Genomic DNA, 24,554 nt, shown 5'->3' with positions numbered 1-24,554 from the left:
GCGCGGAATTCTCATTCGGCGCGAAGCGCCGACGAAGCCTCGACCCGCGTAGCCCAACGAGCCGGGATCGCGCAGGCTGCGAGCCCCGCAGTCAGCACGACTGTGACGACGGCTGCGAAGGTAGCAAGGTCGAGCGGCTCGACCTCGAACAAGAAGGTGGACAGAGCCCGCACCCCGAGGACGGCCGCGAGAATCCCTGCTGCAATCCCCGCGAGAACCGGCCGCATTCCACGGCCAACGACCAGACCGACGACGGAAGCCCCTCGGGCTCCGAGCGCCATTCGGATCCCGATCTCCCGTACCCGCCGCGTGGTCGAATAGAGGACGACTCCGAAGATTCCGATGCTCGCAAGCGCGAGCGCGAGTCCCGCCGCTGCCGCCAAGAGCGAGAGCAGGAACCGCTCCCGGGCCATCGAGGACCTCACCACGGCCTCGAGCGTCGTGATGTCGAAAAGCGGGACGACGGGGTCGATTGAATGCACGGTCTCGCGGACGGAGTCGACCAGGGCGAGCGGCCCCCGGTCGGCTCGTACGATAACGTGAATTGCACGCGTCGTGTCCTGGAGCACCGGAGCGTAGAAGCTCGGCTCCTCCTCGACGCTCAGGGCCTCGCGGCGAACGTTCCCCACGACTCCGACGATGGTCCGCCAGACGGAATCCTCGTCGGGAGTACGGTCGAAGCAGACCCGCTTTCCAAGAGGATCCTCGGCGGCGAAGTACTTCTCGGCCAGCGCTTGATTGATGATGACGACGGGTGGGGCCCCGAGGTCGTCGCTGAGATCGAAATCCCGGCCCTTGAGGAGCGGAATCCCCATCGTGCGAAAGAGCCCGGGCGTGACCTCGTCGTGCCGCACTCCGATACCGTATCGGTTCGTCGGCCACCCCTCGGCGGTGAAGTCACTCGACCAGCGGGGGTTCCAGAAAGGAAGCCGACTGCTCAAGGCGGCAGAGTCGACTCCGGCCGCATCCCCGACCGCATCCATGAGCTGGCGATAGAACGCGGCGACCCGGGCGTCGTCTCGGTATCGATCGCCCGGAAGGGAAACGCGCGCCACGAGCACGTTGTCAGCGACGAATCCCGGATCGACGTCGGTGAGATGCCAGAGAGTGCGCGCCATCAGACCCGCGCCGACGACGAGGGGCAAGGTGAGCGCCACCTCCGCTCCGACGAGAAACGCCGTGGCGCGGTTCGTTCTTCTCGCCCGAGTGGCGCCTCGGGCGCCGGAAACGAGAGCGGCGCTCGCGCCGCGCCACGAAGGGATACTTCCGCACAGTAGTGCGCTCGCGAGAGTGACGCCTACGGCGAATAAAACGACGGTCGGGTCGACGCCGATCTCCTCCATGCGCGGAAGACCTTCCGGGCTCAGGGCGAGAAGCGGACGGATCGCCAGAATTCCCAGCGCGAGCCCAAGCGTTCCGGAGAAGCCGGCGAGCACCAGGCTTTCTCCGAGACCTTCGAATAGAAGCCGCGTTCTCCCACCCCCGAGGGCGCTCTTGATCCGGATCTCGTGCTCGCGACCGGCGCCCCGGGCCAGCATCATGTTCGCGACATTCGCGCAGGCGATCAGGAGGAGCAGTCCCACCGCCGTTATCAAGATGTGAAGGGGCCGAGACGTATCGCCTACGATCCACTCCTGAAGTGGAGTGATGCCGTTTCCCATCAACCGATTCGTCTCCGGATACTCGGCATCGAGGCGAGACGCAATCGCGGCGAGCTCCGACTCGGCCGCCTCGGGAGAGACGCCCTCCTGGAGACGGCCCAAGACCCTCATGCCGTGCGCGCGCCGAAACCAGACTTGGTCACGATTCTCGGGATCCCACGCCACCGGTACCCAGACGTCAGCGTCGGCGAAGGGGTAGGCGAATCCTCGGGGCATGACCCCCAGGATGCGGTGGTCCGTGTCATCGAGCCGAATGGTGCGACCGATTGCCGTCTCGGCGCCTCCGAGCTCGCGCTGCCAGAAACGGTGTGTGAGGACGACCGCCGCTTCTTCGGTCGCCCAGGTGTGCGAATCGTCGAAACCTCGCCCGATGGCGGGAGAGATCCCGAGCACGTCGAAGAAGTTCCCCGTGACCTCGCTTGCGTTCACGACGGATGGCTTGCCCTCGATCAGGAGGACCTTCTCGTCCAGCCAGTCGTTGTAGCCGGCCATGTCGGAGAAGCTTCGTGCCGAAGAGCGCCAGTCGAGATAGTTCGCCGCTGCAACCTGCGCCTGGTGCCAGCCCCGTTCGGGATTCTTCTCCCAGACGGATACGAGTCGGTCGGGCTCGCGAAACGGAAGCGGGCGCAGCAGGACCGCGTGGAACACCGTGAATATCGCCACGCTCGCGCCGATCCCGAGAGCGAGCGCGAGAACGGCGACAACGGTGAACACGGGTTGCCGCAAGAAACTCCGTGCCGAGAGGCGAAAGTGGTGAGCGAGCTCTCTCATCGTGGTTCCTCCGCGTCGTCTTTTGGGACTTCGGCGAGCTCGCACCTCCTCAAGCCGCATCTTCAGGCCGGCGGCAACAACCCCGATACACTCTCGGGCCGCCAGCACGGGCGCGGAGCGATGATCCTGGGCCAGGCGCTCCACCGCGGTCTCGACGATCTCGTTCCCGTAGCGGCGTCGTGCCCATGGAGGATGAGCGAGGAGAAGTAGCCGCAGGAATCGTCTCAATGAGATCACCCTTTTTCCCGCCTGAAGAGACCTTCGAGCTGGCGCGATCCTACGAGCTTCTTTCCACAGGCCACACCAACGAGAGTCGCGAGCCGCCTCGTCTCGGCGACCGCGACCTCGCGCCCGACAGTGGTCAGGCGGTAGTACCGGCGGCGGGAGTGCTCCGTCGGCGCCTCCTCGATCAACCCTTCCTGCTGGAGCCGCTCGATAGCGAGGTATAGGGTCCCGGTGCTCGACTTCAGAGGCTCTCCCGTCGTGTTCTCGATCTCCTTGATGATCCCGTAGCCGTGCCGGGGACCATCGGCGAGTGCGACGAGGATCTGATAGGAAAGCGGTGTGAGAGGGAGCTTCAGCTCGTGGGTCATAACTTGACGGACACTATATTGGCGGTCAAGCTACCTCTTGTCAAGAGTTTCGTGCCGGGCGGACGGAGGCCGTTGAGTCCATGATCCCGTTCACTTCGTGCAGCCGCTTCGGGGCGAGCTGGAGTTGGGGCTCGATACCCCGCTCGCTAGCTGTCGGTACCGGAGGGGCGGCTTTGGCGGCATGCTGCCTCTCGGCGTGCGCGGGTGGGATCACCCTCGCCGAGATCGAAACGCCCCGGCCCGTTCCCCGAGATTCTTGTGTCGTCATCGGCTTTCTCGGCGGGCGGGACCGATGGGACGACGCCGAAAAAGGAGTGCGCCGGCTCGCGCTCGATCTTCGGTACGAGCGAGGCATCTACACGGAAACCTTCGAGAACCGAAGACGCGACGTGGCCGAGTCCTTCTTGGTCGGCGCCCTCGATGCCGACGGGGACGATAACGTGGGGGTCGAAGAGGCTCGAGACCGGCGCGTCGTCGTCTATGGCCAGAGCTTTGGAGGCGCGGCCGTCGTCAAGCTCGCTCATCGCCTCGAGGAGCTGGAGATACCCATCCTGCTTACCGTCCAGGTGGACAGCGTGGGTCGAAACGATGGGACGATTCCCGCGAACGTGGCGCACGCGCTCAATCTTCATCAAACCGACGGCCTCTTCGTCGAGGGGGAGAAGAGAATTCGCGCCGCCAATTCCAGCCGAACGCTCATCCTGGGAAATTGGCGGTTTCGTTACGACGAACCACCGGGATCGGACGTCGCCTTGTCGGGTGTATCCTTCTGGAAACGCCTGTTTCGCGTCGCCCACGCGAAGATGGACCGCGACCCTCGCGTCTGGAACACCGTGGGGGAGCTCGTGCGCGCCGCGTGCCGTGGGGACGACCTCGAGACCATCGCCTCCGAGCTAGGTCGCCTCCTGGACGTCGACGAATCTCCGAGATAGCCCTGTCGCCGGGGAGTCGCTATGATCCGTTCCCGATGTCACCGCGGCGGCTGGCCAGAGTCCTGAGCACCGCCGGTCTCATTGCATCCCTCATCGGGGGAGCGTCTTGCACCAGGCCAGAGGAGACCGCCGCCCCTCCCAACGTTCTCCTCGTTACCATCGAGACGCTCCGCGCGGATCACGTCAGCTCCTACGGTTACTCGCGGCTCACCACTCCCAACTTGGACCGACTCGCATCCGAAGGTGCTCGGTTCATGACCGTCATCGCCCAAGCGCCGTTTACGCTTCCTTCCATCGCGTCGCTCCTGACGGGCCGTACTCCGCCGACTCATGGCGTGCGCAATCACCCCGCCACACTTTCGCCAGATATCGAGACGGTCGCCGAGCGGTTTCGGCATGCCGGATACGAAACAGCCGCCATGACGCGGCATACCTGGCTCCGGAATCGCTCGGGCCTCGACCAGGGCTTCGAGCACTACTTCAACAACAAGTTTCAGGCCGGTCTCGATGCCCGAAGCCTCTCGCTCGCCGCCGTGGACTGGCTGACGAGACGCAACCCCCATAAGCCGTTTTTCCTCTGGCTGCACTTCCTCGACCCTCATCTGCCCTATACGCCGAGCTACCCGTATTCGGTGATCTTTGGAGGCTCCCGAGATCACGAGCCCCAAGTGAAGCATCTTCGCTCCCTGGTCGGAGTCGACCGGGAGGACTTTCGGCCGACGCCCTACGCGGATCTCGCCGGCGGGCCGTACTACGACCTGGTCCTCCCGGCGTACCCCGACAACGAGGTCTTGCTCGACCTTGCGTTCTGGAGGCGTTCGCGCGGCAGCATTTTCTTTGGCAAAAAGAGATATTCCCGGGAGACGGTCCAGGAGATCATGAACCTGTACGACGGGGCCATCCTATACACCGACGACAACCTCGGACGAATCCTCGAGGCTCTCTCGGAGCTCGGCCTCGAGAAGACGACCCTCGTCGCGGTAACGTCCGATCACGGCGAGGCCTTCGGGGAGCACGGTGTGTATTTCACCCATGATTTCACCCTGTACGACGAAGTTCTCCGCGTCCCGCTCGTCATCCGATATCCGGGTATCGTTCCCGCCGATTTGCTGGTCCCGCAGCAAGTGCGCCTGATGGATGTCGCTCCCACGCTGCTCGAGCTCGCGGGAGTCGCACCCTTGGAGGCGATCGAGGCAAAGAGCCTCGTCCCGCTGCTCTCGGGCGGCAGCCTTCCGTTCCTCGAGGCCTTCGCCGAGAGTGCGCCCCTACGTCCGCAATTCCCCGAGCAGGACCGGGTGTACTTTCCTGGTAACCGCGGCAAGTGGCGCATGGTCCGCACCGAGCGCTGGAAACTCATCCGCATTCCGCACCCCGAGGGCGACCGGTACGAGTTCTACGATCTGGAGCGCGACCCCTCGGAGACGAACAACCTTTTCCAGGACCTTCCCGGAGAGGCTGGCCGCCTCGCACCTTCCCTGGATGCCTGGATGGCAGTCGACGCCCTGAGGAACTCGGAAGCGCACGGGGAAAAAGTAGAAGAGCTCGACCCGGCCTCGCTGGACCAGCTGCGGGCCCTCGGGTACCTGGAGGCGGAACGCCCTGCTAAACGCTGATCGCCGACGACCCGACGTAGGCCTGCGCGCTCTGTTCGTCATCACGTGCGTTCTTCTGACGGCGGCAGTCGGCTTTTGGGTGCGCTCGCTGACATGGGACGACGCCATCCGCGGCGACCGCGTCTACTTCCACGGAACCGACGGCTGGTATCATATGAGGCGCATCGTTCACGCCGTCGAGAACGATCTCCGCCTCACCGACTTCCCCAAGCCGGATCCCTACTTGAATTACCCCGACGGCGGCGAGGGTTACTGGGGTCCCCTGTTCGATCTCTCGATCGCGGCGGGTCTGCGCGTTTTCGGCGTCGCGGAGCGAACCGAGCAGGAGTCCATCGCCGCCGTCATCCCCGCCTATCTGGGCGCCCTTTGCTCGGTCGGGGTGTTCCTGGCCGGGTGGTCCGCCTTCGGCTGGGGTACCGGCCTCGCCGCCGCCGTCCTTCTCGCTATTTTGCCAGGGCACATCACCTACTCTCAGCTCGGGCACCTCGACCACCACGTCCTAGAGTCTCTTCTGTTCGTCCTTCTCCTCGCAGCGTTCGTGGGTCTGCTTCGCGCGCCCAGCCGGACCCTCGTGGTCGCAAGCTCCGCGCTGACGCTCGGTCTTTTCTTGACCACGCCCATCACGTCCATCGTCCACGTGATGGTCTTGACCGCCTATGCCATCGTGGAGGTTCGCTCGCGGGGCGCTTCCGCGCGGTATCTCTCGGTCTCGCTCGTTTTCGCGGCCATTCTCCTCCTTCCCGTCTGCCTCTATTGGATCGCGACGCCAACTGGTGGCCTGCGCACCTGGGGAGGCCTGCCCCGTTGGCTTCTCTTCGAGCGTCTTTCACTCCTCCAACCCTTGGTGCTCCTGCTGGCTGCGGTGGCGACCTCGATCGCCGAACGAATGTCGGTTCGGCTCGCTTCGGCCGGCACAGTTCTCGTGGCGATACTGCTCTGGCCTCTTCTGGCGGGCCTCGGCGTCCTCCTGAGGCAAAGCCCCGACGTCGCCTTTACCTCGGAAATGCAGTCGATTCTTCACGTTCCCGGACAAGCGGGGGTCAGCGTCTGGCCGGGGATCGACCTGTTCGGGCTCTTTTTCCCCCTTGTCGGCCTCATCGCTGCCTACCGCCTGTGGCGAGAGCCCCTGCACCGAGGCATCTGGGCGGCGACGCTGGTTGGCTTCGGCCTCGCGCTGGTCCAGGTTCGTTTCATCTACACGTTCTCGGTTTTCATGGTCCTTCTTCTCGCGCGCCTGCCAACAGTGTTACCGCGCCACCGTTGGCTCGGGGCCGTCGCGGTGGCGGCAAGCCTCTTCCCTTGCATCAACTGGATGGACGCCCTCGCACATCGAAAACACTACCGCACGATCACACCGGCCATGTACGACGCCTTGCTCTGGTTGCGCGAGACGACGCCCCCTGGAACCGACACCTCGGTGCTGGCCTCCTGGGATCTGGGGCACGCGATCGTCTACCTCGCGGAACGGCCCGTGGTCGCCGATCCATTCAACCACGGTTTCGAGCCCATGGCCCGGTACTTCACGTCGGTCGATCCCGACGAGGCGCGGGCGCTCTTGGAAGAAAAACGCGTCGCCTATGTGATACCAATGAACCTCGGACACCCTTATCTTCGCGACATGTTTCTCGCCTACGCGCGGCGGCCGGCGGGGTACTCCGTTTCTCGAGACGCGCTGGGACGGGGTCCCCTCGACCTAGAGCGGATGTACGAGTCGCCGGACGGCTCGGTGCTGATCTTGAAAGCCCCGGCCTCGCAGTCGAGCGCGCGCCACCCCCGGCGCGAAGACGCAAAGACTCGCGCTACCTTCTGATGAAGAGGTCGCCCTGCAGGTACTTCAAGCCCGAGTCGACGGCCACGGTTACGACGCGGCGGCCGGGCCCAAGCTCCCTGGCCAGGCGCGAGGCCGCCCAGATGTTCGCCCCCGAGGTGATCCCGCAGAAGAGCCCTTCGCTCTTGGCCGCGTTGCGCGCCGTTTCGTAGGCATCGGCATCCGAGACCGACACGACCTGATCGACCAGATCCATCCTCATGATCGACGGTATGAACCCCGCTCCCATTCCTTCGAGCCGGTGTCCACCCAAAGACCCACTTCTCGAGAGAGCCTTCGAGGTTGCGGGCTCCAGCGCGACGCAACGGACACCTTTCACTTGCCCCTTGAGCACCTCCGCATTCCCGGAAAAACAGCCTCCGGTACCGACTGCCATCACGAAAGCATCGAGCTGCCCCTGAAGGGCTTCGAGGATCTCACTGGCCATGGCGTGATAGCCCGCCCGGTTGTCCGGGTTATTGAACTGATCCGTACAGAACGTGTGTGGCTCGTTCGCCAACTCGCGCACCCGGGCGAGACATTTCTGAATCAGAGCGGGCGTCACCTTCCTCGCCTCGCTCGGTATGATCTCGACGGTAGCGCCGAGCGCGCGCATCGTTTGAAGCTTCTCCTCGGCAAAAGCATCCGAGGATACGAAATGTGCACGAAGGCCCTTGGCCGCGCAGACCAGTGCGAGTGAGCTCCCCGTGCTTCCGCCGGTGTAATCGACGACGGTCCCCCCGGGCTGAATCTCGCCGCGGCGCTCGGCGCCTTCCACCATCGAAAGTGCCATCCGATCCTTCATGCTCCCTGTTGGATTGGCCCCTTCCAACTTGACCCAGATCTCCGCCGAGTCGGCCTTCAGCACCCGATCGAGCCGGACGAGCGGTGTTTTGCCAATTGCACCGAGAACACCGGACGCCGCTTTTCTGTCTTCGTTCATTTTCTGTACCTTTCGCCCGAATCCCCTGCCCTTCTCGCGATCAAAAACCCGATACCGACGCGATGACATGATCGATTTGGCGCTTCTCGAGGTTGGGATAGAGCGGGAGCGAGAGGACCGCCACCGAGGCGGATTCAGCGATGGGGCAAGCTCCCGGACCCTGGCCGAGATGTCGGTAGGCCGGCTGAAGGTGAACGGGCACCGGGTAGTGCACCAGGGCTTGGATGCGTTCGGCTCTCAAGCGGTCGATCAGCTGTTCCCGCCCTTGGACCCGTACGACGTAGAGATGGCGTGCCGGCAGACACTCGGGTCGGGCGGGCACCGCGATTCGGGAGAGCTCGTCGTCGTATCGGGCGGCGAGCGCTCGGCGCTTCTCGTTCCAGGCCTCCAGGTGGGGGAGCTTCGCCCTCAGAACCGCCGCCTGCAGCTCGTCGAGGCGGCTGTTGAGCCCTACCTCCTCGTGGACATAGCGGCTCGACTGCCCTCCGTTCCGCAAACGTCGGACCTTTTCGGCCACCGCGGGGTCGGACGAGACCACGAGACCTCCGTCCCCGAATCCGCCGAGGTTCTTCGTCGGGTAGAAGCTGAACGCTCCCGCGTGTCCGATGCCACCGAGCGGCTTACCACGGTACCGTGCGCCGTGCGCCTGGCAAGCGTCCTCAACGACGGCGAGTCCGTTTCTCTCCGCCACGGCCATCAGGCCATCCATGTCGCAGGCGTTCCCATACAGGTGCACCGGGACCAAGGCTTTCGTTCGTCTCGTGATCACCGCCTCGACGCTCCCAGGCGAAAGGGTCAGGGTGTCGTCCTCCACGTCGGCGAGTACGGGAAAGGCTCCCAGCCTGCTGATCGCGAGAGCGGTGAAGGCCGCGGTGAGCGGGCTCGTCACGACCTCGTCGCCGCGCCCCACTCCGAGCGCCGCGAGCGCCAAGGAGATCGCGTCCGTGCCCGAGGCCACGCCCACGGCGTGGGGAAACCCGAAAGCCTCGGCATACTCGCGCTCGAATGCCTCGACCTCCGGTCCGAGGATGAACCAGGACGAGGCCACCACTCGGTCGATGGCGCGAGCAACGTCGCGGCCGAGGGCGGGCTCGGCGAGCCTTAGATCGTTGAAGGGAACAAGGAGCTCGTCCAACTCAAGAAAGGTAGCGCTCGATGTGAGCGCGATAATAGGCCAGTGTGCTGGCAAGGCCCTGCTCGAGAGTCACCTTCGGGCACCAACCCAACATTCTCTCGATCTTGCCGTAGTCGGTGTAGAAATCGCCAATATCGATTCGGCGCCGCTCATCGGGGAAAGGGACGAGGCGATAGTTGGGCGCGACTCCGGCAACCTGGTAGAGCGTCTCGACGTACTGGCGAATCGACATGGGGGGCTGCGCCCCGAGGTTGAAGACCTCGCCCAGCGCACTCCGGTGCGAGGCGGCGAGCAGCAGAGCTTCGACGACGTCGTCCACGTAGTTGAAGTCCCGTTTCTGCTCGCCGTCTCCGAAGATCAGGATCTCTTCCCCCAAAACGACGCGTCGTATGAACCAGCCAATGAAGCCCTGGCGATTGTGCTTTACGAGCTGGCGCGGTCCGTAGGTGTTGGTCAGTCGGAGGGATGTGGTCTTCAGGCCGTGCACTCGACCGTAGATCTGATGATACATCTCACCCGCCGCCTTGTTGATGCCGTTCACGTCCGTGGGGCGGATGGGGTGGGACTCGTCGGCTGGAAGCTTGGCCGCCTTTCCATAGATCTGTCTCGTGCTGGCATAGACGATCCGAATCTCGGGGTTCACCCGTCGACAGGCCTCGAGGATCGAGAGCTGACTGGTGCAGTTGATCTCGAGATCCGTCCTCGGGTCCTCCATGCTGTCGATATGACTGACCTGGCCGGCGAGGTTGAAAAGGACGTCCTGCCCTCCCACCAGGTATCGCATTCCGTTGCTGTCGCGAACGTCCGCGATGTTGACCCGGACGACGTCCTCGATGCCGTGGAGGTTGAAGATGTTCCCGCCGTATTCCGGGATGAGGGAATCCACCAGCAGCACGCGGCCGCCGAGGTGCACCAGGGTACGGGCGAGGTTGCTCCCGATGAATCCGAGCCCTCCGGTGATGAGCACTTTCCGGTTCTCGAACGACTCCCGATACGTCTCATATCGTTCTTCGTTCATCTCTCTCGTGCTCAATGCCGTGGCGAGAGCCGGTGCCGAGCTCCCGCCCGCGCCCTTCGGGCTCCGGCGCGGTTTCGACGAAGCCTTGGCGAAGTCGAACGCTCCGCACCCCGCCAGAACGAGGGCGTTAGGGCCCTCGGTCAGCGCACGGCCGTCTCGGTTCCCCGGCTCGACTGCGACGGCTGCGCGGCGGGCCGTCTCATGTGAGTCTTGCGTACGACGAGGTCGAACCACATCTTGGCGAGGTCAGCGAGGGTTCGCGCGACCCGCCTGAAGTTGAAGAACTGGCTCTTTCCGTAGGCCCGGTGAAAGTGGTGGACCGGGACCTCCTGGATCCGGAATCCCCCATCCTGCACCTTCTTCATGAGCTCGACGCAGATGACACCGCTGTTCTTGGTGAGCTCGACCTCGTCGAGGATACTTCGTCGAAACAATCGAAAATCGCAATCGACGTCCCGGAGCTCCAGACCGAATGCGATGCGCACCGCCCAGTGGTAGAGCCTCCCGATGACGATGCGATGGAACGGGTCGGAGCGGCCGATCTTGTACCCATTTACGAAGTCGCTCGATTCCTCCCAGACCTCGAACAGGCGGCCCATCTCGCGGGGATCGTACTGGGCATCGCCGTCGGTGTAGAAGATGAGCCCCTTGGACGCCGCCTCGAATCCCGTCCGGAGCGCCCCGCCATATCCGCGATTCCTGGAGTGGTGGATCACCCGGAGCTCGGGAAAGACGAGCTCGAGCTCGGCGAGAACCTCGGCGGTGTGGTCCCGGCTGCCGTCGTTGACGACCACGATTTCGTAGTCGTTCGTCAGGCTTCGTGCCGCGAGCCTCGCTCCGATCACCATGCTGGGGATGGTGCCCGCGTCGTTGTAGGCGGGAAAGACGATGCTCAACCCGTCGGACGCTCGGTCGGCTTTGCTTGCGTGAATCAATCCACTCCTGCTCGACTTCGATTCGATTCCAGACAGCCGACAAAGCTAGCACAGCCCACGCGCGCGGGCAATCCTGCTACCATGACGGGCGGATGTCCGGGACGTTGTTCGTCGTCTCCACCCCGATTGGAAATCTCGGAGACGTGAGCGAACGGGCGCTCGATGTTCTACGCTCCGTGGCCATCGTTGCCTGCGAGGATACCCGGGTAACCGGCAAGCTCTTGAGGCGGTTCGGGGTCGCCACCCGGGTAACGAGCTATCACGAGCACAATGAGGCGCGACGCGCACCACAACTGCTGGAGCGGCTTCGATCGGGCGACGACGTCGCTCTGGTCTCGGACGCGGGAACCCCTCTCGTGTCCGATCCGGGCTACCGTCTGGTACGAGCGGCACGAGAGACCGGGGTTCCCATTCGAGCAGTCCCCGGGCCGAGCGCGGCAATCGCGGCGTTGGCAATCTCAGGACTCCCGACGACCCCGTTCACTTTCGTGGGTTTTCTTCCCCCCCGAGGGCAGGCGAGACATCGTGCGATCGACTCGCTGCGAAATGTCACGCATACCGTCGTGCTATTCGAGGCTCCTGGCCGCATCGCTCGGCTGCTCAGCGAGCTCGCTACGGTCCTCGGCGATCGTCAGGCGGTGCTCTTGCGAGAGCTGACGAAGCTCCACGAAGAGCACTGGTGGGGAAGCCTCGGCGAGCTCTCCGTCAGAGCCAAATGCCAGAGCCTCAAGGGAGAGTTGACGCTGGTGGTCGCTGGTAGATCGCCCGAACGACCCATCCCTCTGGAAACCCTCGCCTCGCGCTTCGCGGAGCTCCGGCGCTCCGGGCTCGCGGCGCGGGATGCGGCCCGGGCACTTGCTCGTGAGCACGGCCTGTCCGCCCGGGCCATCTACCAGGCTTTCGCGGTGTCCGGATCCGGACAATCCGATCCTCGCTGACAATCTTCCCTCCGACTTGGGCCGTCGTGGTTGACCGCTCGTCTCGCAACGACTTATAATCAATGCTCCCAACCTCTTTGTTGATTCGTTGGCAATTCAATCCGCTTCGGATCGCAGACTCCGAATCGGGCTCCCTGCCGGAAAGTAGGAGGTCTCATGCCACAGAAGAAGCGCTCAAAAGCGAGTGTCCGGAGCAAGCGGGCCGGGCGTGGGTCCGCCGAGCTCGAAAACTACCAGAAGGCTCTCGACGGCCTGGAGCGCGCATTGAAGTCTCTCTACAAGGACGAGGTCGAGAAGGCCAAAGAGCAGCTCGAGCGCCTGCGCGATAGCTTCGGTTCCGAGCAGGAGCTGATGGACCGGGTGCAATCCTACCTAGTCGTTTGCGAGCGGAAGATGGCGCCTCCGGCTCGTCCCAAGAGTGGTGAAGAGCTCGTTACCCAGGGCGTGTTCGAGCTCAACGGAGGCAATACTCAGGAAGCCATCAAATGCTTCACCAAGGGGCTCGAACAGCTCCCCGACGACCCGCATATCCGCTACTGCCTCGGTGCGGCCTACGCTCGCGCCGGGGATGCCACGGAAGCGGCGAAGCATCTGCGGCTCGCGATTCAGCGTGATCCGACATCCCGGATACACGCCAAGAGCGACCGTGATTTCGCGAGCGTTCTCGGGTCGGAAGAGATCGCCGCGGCGCTGTCCACCTAAATCCCCCTACAACACGTCTGGGGTTCGGATGATCTACGGGCTGAGAGTTTTCGCCATCGGCGGGGGGACGGGACTCTCCACGCTCCTCGCCGGCTTGCGACGGTACGTCGAGCCACCGCAACCTTCCGCGAACGAGTCCGTTTACATCGCCGACATCGCCGCCATGGTGACGGTCACCGACGACGGCGGCAGCTCGGGACGGTTGCGAGACGAATTTCAAATGGTGCCGCCCGGGGACATTCGAAACTGCCTCGTCGCGCTGTCGGAAGACGAGTCGCTCCTCTCCTCGCTCTTTCAGTATCGATTCGCGGGAAACGGTGACCTGGGCGGCCACAACTTTGGCAACCTCTTTCTGACGGCGCTGACGGCCGTCACCGGTGATTTCTCCGAAGCTCTGCGCGCGGCGGGCCACGTCCTTGCGGTTCGCGGACGCATCTTTCCCTCCACCACGGCGTGCGTGTCGCTCGTCGCGGAGCTCGAGGACGGTCGCCGACTTCGCGGGGAGACGAGCATCGTTCAGGCCGACGCCCGGGTTCGTCGCGTCTATCTCGATCCTCCGGATTGCGCTCCGCCCGAGGACGCTCTCGTGGCCCTGCGGCAAGCAGACCTGGTCCTTCTTGGACCCGGCTCGCTTTACACCAGCCTTCTGCCCAACCTCCTCGTTCCCGGGGTCTGCGACGTGCTCGCCTCGACCAATTCGATGGTGGTGCTCGTCTCGAACGTGATGACGCAGCCGGGTGAGACGACGGGCTACTCGCTGACCGACCACGTCCGCGCGCTCACCGATCATTGCCCCGGGCTTCGTCTGTCGCACATTCTCGCCAACGGCAGACCGGTTCCGACGGAAACGCTTGCGCGATACCGAGACGAGGGATCGTTGCCGGTGAGGCTCGACCCCGGCGACGACCCGTACTGCCCCGTCGCCGTGGAGGACTTGCTTCTGCCGGGCCCCTTTGTCCGCCACGACGGTGTTCGGACAGCCAAAGCACTTCTCGAGCTGTTCCATCGCGCACGGGTATCTCTTGGCGGACAGCGGGTTCTAGGATGACGACGCTGGCGTTGTGGACGAAAACGAGCACGTACGCCTCGGCTGACCTGCTCGGTGTGCCGGTCTGGAGGAGAACCCTTCAAGCCGCCAGCAGCCTCGGGGTAGGGCGCGTCGTCTGGATATCGCCGCAGGCTCCACCGGGAATCCAGTTCTGCCACCCCGGCGGTCTCGGTCGGCTGCGGGGTCCCGTTCTCTTGATGCCGGCAGAGCTTCCGCTCTTGACCGGCGCCTCGCTGCGACGCCTCGCGAAACGCCGCCGCAACGGGGGGGCCAGAACTCTAGCGGGTAGCGGGGTCGTTTACGCGCCCTCCGCGGAAGCTCTTGGGGCCTTGGGCCCGAGCCTGAACGGGTTGTCGCACCGTCTCGACGCGACCCCGGTTTTCCCCGATCATGACGAAGAGATTCTGCGGGTTTCCGACGCCGGCACCTTCGCGAAGGCCGTTTCCATCCTCCGACGGCGGAAGGTGACCGCCCTGATGGACAAGGGCGTCGTGATCGGAGATCCGACCGGCGTTCTCGTCGATCCCGAAGTCGTCGTGAGCCGAGGCGCGGTGCTCCACCCCTTCGTCGTTCTGGAAGGCAACACCCGAATCGGTCCCAAGTGCGTGGTTTCGAGCTTCTCCCACATCGTGGATTCGTCCATCGGCGCGGGTACGGTTGTGCTCGATCATAGCTTCATCCGATCGAGCCGCATTGGACGAGGCGTCTCGATTGGCCCCTTCGCGCATTTGAGGCCGGACTCCCACGTTTCGGACCACGCGCGAGTCGGAAACTTCGTGGAGCTCAAGAACACCCGGCTGGGAGAAGGCGCCAAGGCGCCCCATCTCAGCTACCTCGGCGACGCCACCGTCGGCCGGGGATCGAACATCGGCGCCGGGACGATTACTTGCAACTATGACGGGGTGCAGAAACATCGAACCGTCGTGGGGGACGGCGCCTTTATCGGCAGCGACGTTCAGCTCGTGGCGCCGGTGCGCGTCGGAAAAGGCGCGTATGTAGCGGCGGGCTCGTGCATCGTCGAGGACGTTCCCGCCTACGCACTTGCTCTCGCCAGGACTCGTCAGCTCGTGAAGCGCGGCTGGGCAAGGAAGAGGAAAAAGAGCGGTCTCAAGAAAACGAAAGGCTAAACATCATGTGCGGCATCATTGGATACGTGGGCGAACGCTCGACCACCGAGACACTTCTCGCTGGTCTTCGGTCACTCGAATACCGCGGTTACGACTCCGCGGGGATCGCTGTCGCGAATGGAACCGAGCTCAAGGTGCTTCGCTCCGAAGGGAAACTCCACAATCTGACGAGCCAGGTCAGACCGGGAACCATGAACGGCTCGTACGGGATCGGCCATACGCGCTGGGCCACCCACGGGCGACCGAACGAGGAGAACGCCCACCCGCATCGTGACTGTACCGGCACGATCGTCGTCGTCCACAACGGAATCGTCGAGAACTATCTCGACCTCAAGCCGCGGCTCGCCGGGGAAGGCCATCGCTTCGTCACGGAAACCGACACCGAGGTCATTGCCCACACGATCGAGAAACATTTTCAGGGCGATCTCTTGCTCGCCGTCAGGCAGTCGCTCCAGGAGCTGGAGGGTGCGTTCACTTTCGTGGCTCTCTCGACCGCGGTCCCGGGCCTTCTCGTGGGCGCGCGCAACGGCCCCCCGCTCGTCGTTGGCTTGGGAGAAGGCGAGTCGTTTCTCGCATCCGACGTTCCCGCGTTTCTGAGCTACACGCGTTCGGTGATCTTTCTCGATGACGGAGACGTGGCCACAATCCGACGCGACGGAGTGAGCGTCGTCGACCGCGACGGCCAGGCGCTCGAGCGGCCGGCGCAGCGGATCGATTGGGACCCGGTGCAGGTGGAGAAGCGCGGATTCAAGCACTTCATGCTGAAAGAGATATTCGAGCAGCCTCGAGCCGTTCGCGACACGCTTCTCGGCCGCTATTCACTCGATTCCGGGCGCTTGCACTTGAGCACGAATGGGCTCGACGCTGACTTCCTTCGCGAGGCTAGGCGGATCGTGGTCGTCGCCTGCGGGACGAGCTGGCTCGCGGCGCAGGTCGGAAAGTTCTACCTCGAGGAGCTCACCGGCATTCCCGTGGACATCGACGTGGCGTCCGAGTTCCGTTATCGGCCTCCACTGCTTGGAAGCCGGGACCTCGTCGTGGGGGTCACCCAATCGGGCGAAACGGCTGACACTCTGGCGGCCCTCAAGCGCGCCAAGGAGTCCGGTGCCCACACACTCGCCATCTCCAACGTGGTGGGGTCCATGGTCTCCCGACTGTGTCACGAGACGCTGTATACCCACGCCGGCCCCGAGATCGGGGTTGCGGCCACGAAGACGTTCACGTCGCAGGTCCTCGTCCTGTATCTGCTGGCACTCGAGCTCGCTCAGAAACTCTCCCGCCTATCGCCCGAGGCCGCCCGGGGACGGCTCGACGATTTGGCTCGGGCACCGCACCTGATGGAGCTGGCGCTCGAGCTCGCCCCCGAGATCGAGGCCCTGGCCCGCGATTTCTACCTTGCGGAGAACTTCCTCTTTCTGGGACGGGGACTCCTGTTTCCCATCGCCCTCGAGGGAGCGTTGAAACTGAAGGAGCTCTCTTACATTCACGCCGAGGGGTACCCCGCGGGTGAGATGAAGCACGGGCCCATCGCGCTCATCGACGAACGCATGCCCGTCGTCGTGCTCGCGCCCGCGAACTCGCTCTTCGAGAAGATCGTCAACAACATCCAGGAGGCCAAGGCCCGTGGAGCTCGCATCCTCGCGGTCACGACCGAGGGTGAGGACCGGCTCGGCCAGATATTGGACGACGATCGTGACCGGGTGGTGAAACTGCCGCGACACTCCGAAGCCGTATCGCCGCTCATCTGCGTCATCCCTCTCCAGCTGCTGGCATACTACATCGCGCTCATCCGGGGCTGCGACGTGGATCAGCCGAGGAATCTGGCGAAATCGGTCACCGTCGAGTGATATTCTGGGCCGTGCTGCCCAGCGTGCTCGAAGGATTGAACGACCAGCAACGGGCCGCCGTCACCGCCCCGGAGGGTCCGACTCTGGTGCTGGCCGGCGCCGGATCGGGGAAAACCCGCGTCATCGTCCACCGGATCGCGCACCTGATTCGCGACCGAGGCGTGATGTCCGACGCCGTCCTCGCCGTGACTTTCACCAACAAGGCCGCGGGCGAGATGAGGCGACGGGTGCAGGAGATGCTGGGCGAGGCCGCGGAGCCGGTCTGGCTGCACACGTTCCATGCGCTTTGTTTGAGGCTCTTGCGCCGATTTGGCGAAGACGTCGGTCTTGCCCCCGGCTTCACCGTTTGTGGAGAGGACGACCGGCGGGCCTTGTTGCGGGGCATTCTGCGGGAGTCGAACGTATCCGACCGGGAATACCCGATCGGACGGGTCGCGGCGGCCGTCTCTGCCTTCAAGCATCGCGGGCTCGGGGGCTCGCAGCGAGACGACGGCGTCGATCCGGTCATCGCGAGGGTCGCGGGTCGCTATCAGAAACGGATGGAAGAGCAAGGCAGTGTGGATTTCGACGACCTTCTCTTGCAAGGAGTGGAGCTTCTAGAGTGCTCCACCCGTGCACAAGCATTCTGCTCGAATCACTTCCGCCACGTCCTCGTCGATGAGTATCAGGACACCAATCGGACCCAGTACCGGCTGCTGCGCCTGCTCGCTCCCCACCAGAACGTTTTCGTAGTCGGAGACGAGGACCAGTCCATCTACAAGTTTCGCGGCGCCGATCTGCGTAACATCCTGGATTTCGAGAGGGACTTCCCCGAGGCACGGGTCGTATCGCTCGAGACGAACTACCGATCCGCGGGAGCCATCCTGAGGGCAGCCGACGCAGTCATCCGCCACAATCGCGAGCGGAAGGGGAAGCGCCTGATCGCCTGGCTCGACGAGGGCCAGAAACCCGTTCTCCACGCCGCCGAAGAGGAGCGGGACGAAGCCCATTTCGTCGCTCAGATGCTCGAGGGCACTCGTTTGGAGAATCCCGCGGCGCGCTCGGCAATCCTACTCCGTACGCACGCTCAGTCCCGTCCGTTCGAGGAAGAGCTCGTGGCACGAGGCATTCCCCATCAAATCCTAGGCGGGCTCCGCTTCTACGAGCGCCGCGAGATCAAAGACGCCATCGCCTACGCAAGACTCTTGTCGAATCTCGACGACGACGCAAGCTTCTCCCGCGTCGTCAACGTCCCTCCCCGCGGTATCGGCACCCAAACGATCTCTCTGCTCAGGGCGCGCGCGGAAACGACGCGTTCGTCGTTGTTCGAGTCCGCCTCGGCGCTGATCGACGATGGCATCCTTTCCGGGCGAGCACGCTCGGGACTGCGAACGTTTCTGGAGCTCGTGACGCGCCTGAAACAGGGGCTCGAGTCCAACCGGCCGAGCCGCACGCTGCGCAGGATCGTGACCGAATCGGGTCTCTTGGCCTTGGTCGAGGGAGAAGGACAAAAGTCGGCTGTCGAGCGGAAAGACAACCTGGAGCAGCTCGTCGCGGCTGCCGCGGAGTACGAGGCCTCGGAGACCGTGCCGTCCCTCGAAGGGTTTCTCGACCGCGTGAGCCTCCTCACTGACGCCGATACGGAATCGGCGCCGGCGCGCTGTCTCGTGATGACGCTGCACGCCGCGAAAGGCCTGGAGTTCGACACCGTCTTTCTCGTGGGCCTCGAAGAAGGGCTCTTTCCTCACGTTCACGCGATGAGCGATGGGAGAAAGATCGAGGAGGAGCGCCGGCTCTTTTACGTGGGTATGACCCGGGCCAAGAGAAGGCTCGTTCTGTCCTATGCGCGCCGGCGGCGCTTTTCGCATGCCGAGACCGACCGCGTGCCGAGTCGTTTCGTCACCGAGATCGACGCAGCGTTGCTGAGCCCCACTTCGAGCGAGGCGCGACCCCCGAGAACGAAAGCTTCCCCTCACAAGGCCAGGCTGAGAGCGGGAGCTCTCGTCCGACATGCGGTGTTCGGTGACGGGCGTGTCGTGGATTCCTCCGGATCCGGCCGGGATTGCCGCGTGACCGTCGTCTTCCACAAGGCGGGAAGAAAGCGGCTCGTTGCCGAATACGCCAAGCTGGATGTCGTCGGCTAGGGCCCCCGGCTTCTATGACTCGGGAGCGATCTCGGTGATGATCCAGCGAGCGGGGACGACGGCGTCGAACTGGTTTCGCAGCTCATATCGAGTGAGGGTTACCCAGTAGAATCGGTCTCGATCGCCCGTCGAGACGCGCACCCGCGCCCGCTTCTGCACCGTCTCGCCGACCAGATACTCCGGGGAAGATTCCCGCTGCAGCGACTTGGTCACCCGCCGGAATGCTCCTTCGAGCTCCTGCTCCGCCCGATGCAGCCCGGCAACGATCTCCTTCCGCTCCTCGCGGTAGTTGTCCCACGCGATTTGGAGCTCACCGAGCCGGCCGGAAAACGCGTGCTCGGGGTTCTGACGCAGCAGCCGCTGGATACGCGCGAGATCGTCGTAGTTCTCCTGCCGGAACGCACCGAACTCCTTGAATTGGGCGTCGCGAGCGTCTTCCGCCTCCTCCACGGCCCGGCGCAGCTCGGGAATCTCGTAGGGGCTCGTCTGCGCCTGGCCGATTCCGAGTACCCGCCACTCGGTCAGCTCTTCGGGAAACGCCACCATGGATAATGCCGCCACGGTCTCGTTGTCTCCTCTTTGGGAAGCGGCGAAGAACCGGTCGATCAACTCCTGCTCGGTGCTTCGACAGCTCACGATCAGCACGGCGGGAAGGATTGCGGACCAGCTCGAGCGATTCCGTGCCCGCTTCACGCTTTCATGGCCTCGGAGACAGGGGGGGTTCGGCTGAAGCCATTGACGGATCGCATCGACCTCGACTCGTGCCGAAGCCAACACTCCGGACCAAAGTAGCAAACGGCACTGGTGAGGTGCAGTCTAATACGCTGCGGGGCTAGTAGGCCAACCCGGCCAATCAGGCGCCCTCGTCGGCCTCTTCCTTCTCGGCGAGCTTCGCGACCGCGACAACGTAGTCCGGCTCCTCGAGCTGAATGAGACGAACCCCCTGGGTGGCGCGCCCCAGGATCGCGAAATCCTGTACCCGAAGCCTCATGATCATCCCGTGCGCGGTGATGACCATCACCTCGTCTTCGTCCCGCACGAAGGGCACCGCCACGACCCGTCCGTTCTTCGACGTCGTCTTGACGTTGATGACCCCCTTGCCCCCTCGCGTCTGGACGCGGTAGTCATCGACCCGGCTTCGCTTCCCGAAACCGCGATCGGTCACGGTGAAGAGAGTTCCGTCCTCCTCGACCACCGCCATGCTGGCAATGATGTCGTCCCCCCTCAGCTCGATTCCCTTGACACCACGAGCGGTTCGGCCCATGGGTCGAACGTCGGTCTCGCTGAATCGGATGGCTTTGCCGTTTCGCGACGCGAGCACCGCCTCGCTCGCGCCGTCGGTGATCGTGGCGGCGATGAGCTCGTCCTCGTCGTCGATGGAGATGGCGATGATTCCCGTCGACTTCGGGTTGCCGTAGGCGGAGAGCGGGGTCTTCTTGATGATTCCTTTCCGCGTCGCCATGAGGACAAAGCGGTCTTCGGGGAATTCCTTGACCGAGCAGACATCCGCAAGTTTCTCGGTCCGACCCATGGAGACGAGGTTCACGATCGCCTTGCCCTTCCCCGCGGCGCTGACGCTGGGAATCTCGTGCACCTTGAGCCAGTAGACTTTCCCCCGGTCGGTGAAGATGAGGATGTACGAATGGGTCGAGGCGACGAAGAGCCGATCGACGAAGTCTTCCTCGCGGGTCGTCATCCCGATGCGGCCTTTGCCTCCTCGTTTCTGTTTTCGGTACACGCTCAAGGCGCTGCGCTTGATGTAGCCGGAGTGGGATACGGTGATGACCATATCCTCCTCCGCGATCATGTCTTCTACGCTGATCTCCTGGGTCTTGGCGACGATCTCGGTCCGCCGATCGTCTCCGAATCGTTCCTTGGTCTCTTCGAGCTCCTCGCGAACGATGGCATCGATCCGCGATTCGCTGGCGAGGATCGCTTTGAGCTCGGCGATCTTTTCCTTGATTTCTTCGTACTCGGTTGCGATCTTCTCGCGCTCCAGGCCCGTGAGCCGCTGAAGCTGCATGTCCAGAATCGCCTGCGCTTGAACCTCGGTGAGCTCGAAGTTGCCCATCAGGCCTTCCCGCGCCTCGGCGGGTGACGCCGAGCCCCGAATCAGGGCGATGACCTCGTCGAGGTGGTCGAGCGCGACAACGAATCCCTCGAGGAGGTGGGCCCTTTCCTCGGCCTTCGAAAGCTCGAAGGCCGTCCGTCGGCGTACCACGTCCCGGCGGAAATCGAGGAAGAGCCGCAATAGCTCCAGAAGCGAGAGTACTTTGGGACGGCTGTCGGCGATGGCGAGCAGAATGATGCCGAAGCCGGTCTGCAGCGCCGTATGTTTGTAGAGATTGTTCAGGACGACCTGGGCGACCTCACCGCGTTTCAAGTCGATGACGATGCGCATTCCGTTGCGGTCCGACTCGTCGCGAATGTCGGCGATGCCCTCGATCTTGCGCTCGCGCGCGAGCTCTCCGATCTTCTCCACCAGCTTGGCCTTGTTCACCTGGTACGGTATCTCGGTAACGACGATGGCTTCCCGGTCCTTGCCCACGTCCTCGATGGTGGCACGCGCCCGGAGTTGGATCGACCCGCGCCCCGTGCGGTAGGCCTGCTCGATTCCTCGACGGCCGTGCACGAATGCCGCCGTGGGGAAGTCGGGCCCGTGTACGATCCCGAGTAGAGCATCCGTCAGCTCGGCGTCGGTATGACTCGGGTTCGACAAGACGTGCAGGATTCCATCCACGACCTCACGCAGGTTGTGGGGCGGTATGTTCGTGGCCATCCCTACGGCGATTCCCGCGGCCCCGTTGACGAGTAGGTTGGGAAACGCCGTCGGAAGCACCACCGGTTCGCTGGTATTGCCGTCGAAGTTCGGCACGTAGTCGACGGTGTCCTTATCGAGGTCGCGCATCATGCTCTCGGCTAGAGCCGTGAGCCGCGCCTCGGTATACCGGTAGGCCGCCGGGGGATCTCCGTCCACCGAGCCAAAGTTGCCCTGCCCATCAATCAGAGGCATCCGGAGGTTGAAGTCCTGGGCCAAGCGCACGAGGGTGTCGTAGACGGCGGCGTCCCCATGAGGGTGGTATTTCTTCAACACTTCGCCGACGATCCCGGCACATTTCGAGTAGGCCCGGTTGGGGAGGAGTCCTTCACGGTACATCGCGTAGAGAACCCTGCGGTGCGCCGGTTTCAGGCCGTCCCGGACGTCGGGCAGGGCCCGCCCGATGATGACCGACATGGCGTAGTCCATATAGGACCGCCGCATCTCGTCTTCGATGTTTACCGGAACACGCTCAGCCGCAATGGCCATCGTGATCTACTCCTGTATTCCCGACGTCGGGTTACGAGACTCGGGCGTCAAATGTCGAGATTGGAAACCTCGAGGGCGTTCTCTTCGATGAAATGCCGACGGGGTTCGACCGCATCGCCCATGAGGATGGTGAAGATCTCGTCGGCGTCGACCTCGTCGTCGATCTTTACGCCGAGAAGGACCCGCTTTTCCGGGTCCATGGTCGTCTCCCACAGCTGAGACGGGTTCATCTCACCGAGACCCTTGTATCGCTGGATTTGTAACCCCTTCTTGCCCGCGGCAAGGAGGTGATCGATCAAAGCGTCGCGAGACCCGAGCTCGAGACGCTCTTCCCCGCCCGCGGGCTCGCCTTCTGCCGACGGCACGGCAGCCACGATCAGCGGCGGGCTCTCGAACGGCTCTACTTCCTTGTACAGATCGAGCAACGTCCGGTATTCGGCCGCAGCCATAAAGTCGCGGCCGATCGAACGCACCCAGCGCTGGCCGTTGGCGCTCGGTCCAGGAACGATCTTGAAGAGATTGTTCTCCTCGTCAGGAAGCACCGTGGCCCGAAGCCCCAGCTCACGGAAAGGCTCGAGGGCTTCCTCTAGCCACTCCCGGTTCGAGAGCATGGTCTCGTCGGCCCCAACCCGCAGGAACTCCGCGAGAACGACTGCGGGGTAGCCCCGCTGAGAGAGACGATCCATATGCTTGCTGAATGCGACCATTTTCTCCAAGCGACGTTCCAGCTCCTCTCCCTCGAACTCCCGGCTGATCGCAGGAACGATGACGCGGCGATTTTCCACGGCGCGCTGGAGCAAGAACCGGTCTAGCTCTCGATCGTCTTTGAAGTAGATCTCTTTCTTGCCTCGTTTGACTTTGTAAAGCGGCGGCTGGGCGATGTAGAGGTGGCCCGCCTCGATGATCTGCGGCATCTTCCTGAAGAAGAAGGTGAGAAGCAGCGTGCGAATGTGGCTTCCGTCCACATCGGCGTCCGTCATGATGATGACGCGGTGGTAGCGCAGCTTGGCGAGCTGGAAGTCTTCCTCGATGCCCGTGCCGAGGGCGGCGATCATGATTTTGATCTCTTCGTTCTCGAGCATCTTGTCCAGACGTGCCTTCTCGACGTTGAGAATCTTCCCCTTGAGCGGAAGGATGGCTTGAAAGCGTCGATCGCGTCCCTGTTTTGCCGAGCCGCCGGCGGACTCGCCCTCCACGATGAACAGCTCGGAGAGCGCCGGGTCGCGCTCCTGACAGTCAGCGAGCTTTCCCGGCAGCGAAGTGGTCTCGAGCGCGCCTTTCCGGCGAGCGAGGTCGCGCGCCTTACGCGCCGCCTCCCGGGCTCGGGCGGAGTCCACGACCTTGGCGACGATTCGGCGCGCTTCATTCGGATGCTCCTCGAGGAATCGGGTGAGCTCCGAGTTGACCAGCGCTTCCACGAATCCCTTGACCTCGGTGTTACCCAGCTTCGTCTTGGTCTGGCCTTCGAACTGCGGTGACGGGACCTTGGCGCTGATCACCGCGGTCAGCCCCTCGCGAACGTCTTCGCCTTCGATGCCTCCAACAAGAGTCTTCGTCAGCTGATTCGTGGTGGCATAGTGATTCAGCGATCGCGTCAACGATGCCCGGAACCCAGAAAGATGAGTTCCTCCCTCGTGGGTATTGACGGTGTTGGCGAAGGAGAAGACGGACTCCTGGTAGGTGTCATTCCACTGGAGAGCAATCTCGCATTCCATCCCCTCGGCGGCTCCACGAAAGTAGATGGGAGAAGGGTGAAGCGTATTGCGATTCTTGTTCAAGTGCTCGACGAAGGAGACGATACCGCCGTCGAAGCGGAACTCTTTCTCCTTCGCCTGTCGCTCGTCGCTGAGCGTGATGGTAATGCCCGCATTCAGGAACGCGAGCTCCCGGAACCGCTGCGACAGCGAATCGTAGCTGAAATCGATGGTCTCGAAAATCGAGTCATCGGGGAGAAACGTGATGGTCGTTCCGCTCTTGTCGGTGGCGCCGACGACCTCGAGGGGGCCGACGGGCTTTCCCTTCACGTAGCTCTGACGATAGACCTTCCCATCGCG

General features: G+C 63.6%; 18 protein-coding genes. 9 read left to right on the top strand and 9 right to left on the bottom strand.

What is annotated here, in order from left to right; translation table 11 throughout:
• Positions 1-11: 11 nt before the first annotated feature.
• Positions 12-2,660 (bottom strand): ABC transporter permease, encoded by a 2,649-nt coding sequence (locus VEK15_01750; GenBank protein ID HXV59387.1) that lies wholly within the window; start codon positions 2,658-2,660, stop codon positions 12-14.
• A gap of 5 nt (positions 2,661-2,665) precedes the next feature.
• Positions 2,666-3,025 (bottom strand): helix-turn-helix transcriptional regulator, encoded by a 360-nt coding sequence (locus VEK15_01745; protein HXV59386.1) that lies wholly within the window; start codon positions 3,023-3,025, stop codon positions 2,666-2,668.
• 80 nt (positions 3,026-3,105) lie between these two features.
• On the opposite strand from VEK15_01745, the gene VEK15_01740 reads away from it, so the two are divergent.
• The 3 genes from VEK15_01740 to VEK15_01730 all read left to right on the top strand — a co-directional run bounded on the left by VEK15_01740 (position 3,106) and on the right by VEK15_01730 (position 7,380).
• On the top strand, positions 3,106-3,957 hold the full coding sequence (locus VEK15_01740) for a hypothetical protein (GenBank protein HXV59385.1): 852 nt from the start codon (positions 3,106-3,108) through the stop codon (positions 3,955-3,957).
• 35 nt (positions 3,958-3,992) lie between these two features.
• Positions 3,993-5,570 (top strand): sulfatase, encoded by a 1,578-nt coding sequence (locus tag VEK15_01735; protein HXV59384.1) that lies wholly within the window; start codon positions 3,993-3,995, stop codon positions 5,568-5,570.
• A 79-nt stretch (positions 5,571-5,649) separates the two neighbouring features.
• On the top strand, positions 5,650-7,380 hold the full coding sequence (locus tag VEK15_01730; protein HXV59383.1) for an STT3 domain-containing protein: 1,731 nt from the start codon (positions 5,650-5,652) through the stop codon (positions 7,378-7,380).
• On the opposite strand, the gene VEK15_01725 is transcribed toward VEK15_01730, so the two are convergent.
• The 4 genes from VEK15_01725 to VEK15_01710 all read right to left on the bottom strand — a co-directional run bounded on the left by VEK15_01725 (position 7,370) and on the right by VEK15_01710 (position 11,408).
• On the bottom strand, positions 7,370-8,320 hold the full coding sequence (locus VEK15_01725) for a cysteine synthase family protein (protein ID HXV59382.1): 951 nt from the start codon (positions 8,318-8,320) through the stop codon (positions 7,370-7,372). The two genes, VEK15_01730 and VEK15_01725, sit on opposite strands and share 11 nt — an antisense overlap.
• 40 nt (positions 8,321-8,360) lie before the next feature.
• Positions 8,361-9,455, bottom strand: coding sequence for a DegT/DnrJ/EryC1/StrS family aminotransferase (locus VEK15_01720; GenBank protein ID HXV59381.1), 1,095 nt, complete (start codon positions 9,453-9,455; stop codon positions 8,361-8,363).
• Between the two features lies 1 nt (position 9,456).
• The gene (locus VEK15_01715; GenBank protein HXV59380.1) at positions 9,457-10,473 is read right to left on the bottom strand and encodes an NAD-dependent epimerase/dehydratase family protein; all 1,017 of its coding nucleotides are present in this window, start codon (positions 10,471-10,473) and stop codon (positions 9,457-9,459) included.
• 140 nt (positions 10,474-10,613) lie between these two features.
• Positions 10,614-11,408: a glycosyltransferase family 2 protein gene (locus VEK15_01710; protein ID HXV59379.1), complete on the bottom strand. Its 795-nt coding sequence runs from the start codon at positions 11,406-11,408 to the stop codon at positions 10,614-10,616.
• A 92-nt stretch (positions 11,409-11,500) separates the two neighbouring features.
• Between VEK15_01710 and rsmI the strand changes: the two genes are divergently transcribed.
• The 6 genes from rsmI to VEK15_01680 all read left to right on the top strand — a co-directional run bounded on the left by rsmI (position 11,501) and on the right by VEK15_01680 (position 19,193).
• The gene (gene rsmI / locus VEK15_01705) at positions 11,501-12,346 is read left to right on the top strand and encodes a 16S rRNA (cytidine(1402)-2'-O)-methyltransferase (protein ID HXV59378.1); all 846 of its coding nucleotides are present in this window, start codon (positions 11,501-11,503) and stop codon (positions 12,344-12,346) included.
• A gap of 156 nt (positions 12,347-12,502) precedes the next feature.
• The gene (locus VEK15_01700) at positions 12,503-13,048 is read left to right on the top strand and encodes a tetratricopeptide repeat protein (protein ID HXV59377.1); all 546 of its coding nucleotides are present in this window, start codon (positions 12,503-12,505) and stop codon (positions 13,046-13,048) included.
• Between the two features lie 28 nt (positions 13,049-13,076).
• Positions 13,077-14,096, top strand: a complete 1,020-nt coding sequence (gene yvcK / locus VEK15_01695; protein HXV59376.1) for a uridine diphosphate-N-acetylglucosamine-binding protein YvcK — start codon at positions 13,077-13,079, stop codon at positions 14,094-14,096.
• On the top strand, positions 14,093-15,223 hold the full coding sequence (locus VEK15_01690; protein ID HXV59375.1) for a hypothetical protein: 1,131 nt from the start codon (positions 14,093-14,095) through the stop codon (positions 15,221-15,223). The genes yvcK and VEK15_01690 overlap by 4 nt, the downstream gene beginning before the upstream one ends.
• A gap of 5 nt (positions 15,224-15,228) precedes the next feature.
• Entirely contained in the window at positions 15,229-17,070 is a 1,842-nt protein-coding gene (gene glmS, locus VEK15_01685; GenBank protein HXV59374.1) for a glutamine--fructose-6-phosphate transaminase (isomerizing), read from the top strand.
• Between the two features lie 11 nt (positions 17,071-17,081).
• A complete protein-coding gene (locus VEK15_01680; GenBank protein ID HXV59373.1) occupies positions 17,082-19,193 on the top strand; it encodes a UvrD-helicase domain-containing protein in 2,112 nt (703 codons plus the stop codon).
• A gap of 12 nt (positions 19,194-19,205) precedes the next feature.
• Here the strand turns inward: VEK15_01680 and VEK15_01675 are convergent, their stop codons facing one another.
• The 3 genes from VEK15_01675 to VEK15_01665 all read right to left on the bottom strand — a co-directional run.
• Positions 19,206-19,886, bottom strand: coding sequence for a hypothetical protein (locus VEK15_01675; GenBank protein ID HXV59372.1), 681 nt, complete (start codon positions 19,884-19,886; stop codon positions 19,206-19,208).
• 160 nt (positions 19,887-20,046) lie between these two features.
• Positions 20,047-22,500 carry a DNA gyrase subunit A gene (gene gyrA / locus VEK15_01670; GenBank protein HXV59371.1) on the bottom strand — a complete coding sequence of 818 codons (2,454 nt, stop codon included), beginning with the start codon at positions 22,498-22,500 and terminating at the stop codon, positions 20,047-20,049.
• A 47-nt stretch (positions 22,501-22,547) separates the two neighbouring features.
• The coding region (locus tag VEK15_01665) for a DNA gyrase subunit B (protein ID HXV59370.1) at positions 22,548-24,554 on the bottom strand (2,007 nt) is incomplete at its 5' end.

Source organism: Vicinamibacteria bacterium (assembly GCA_035620555.1).
In the GTDB taxonomy this organism is placed as follows: domain Bacteria; phylum Acidobacteriota; class Vicinamibacteria; order Marinacidobacterales; family SMYC01; genus DASPGQ01.
The sequence above is the reverse complement of the archived record's forward strand: the minus strand, read 5'-3'. Positions and strand labels throughout refer to the sequence as shown.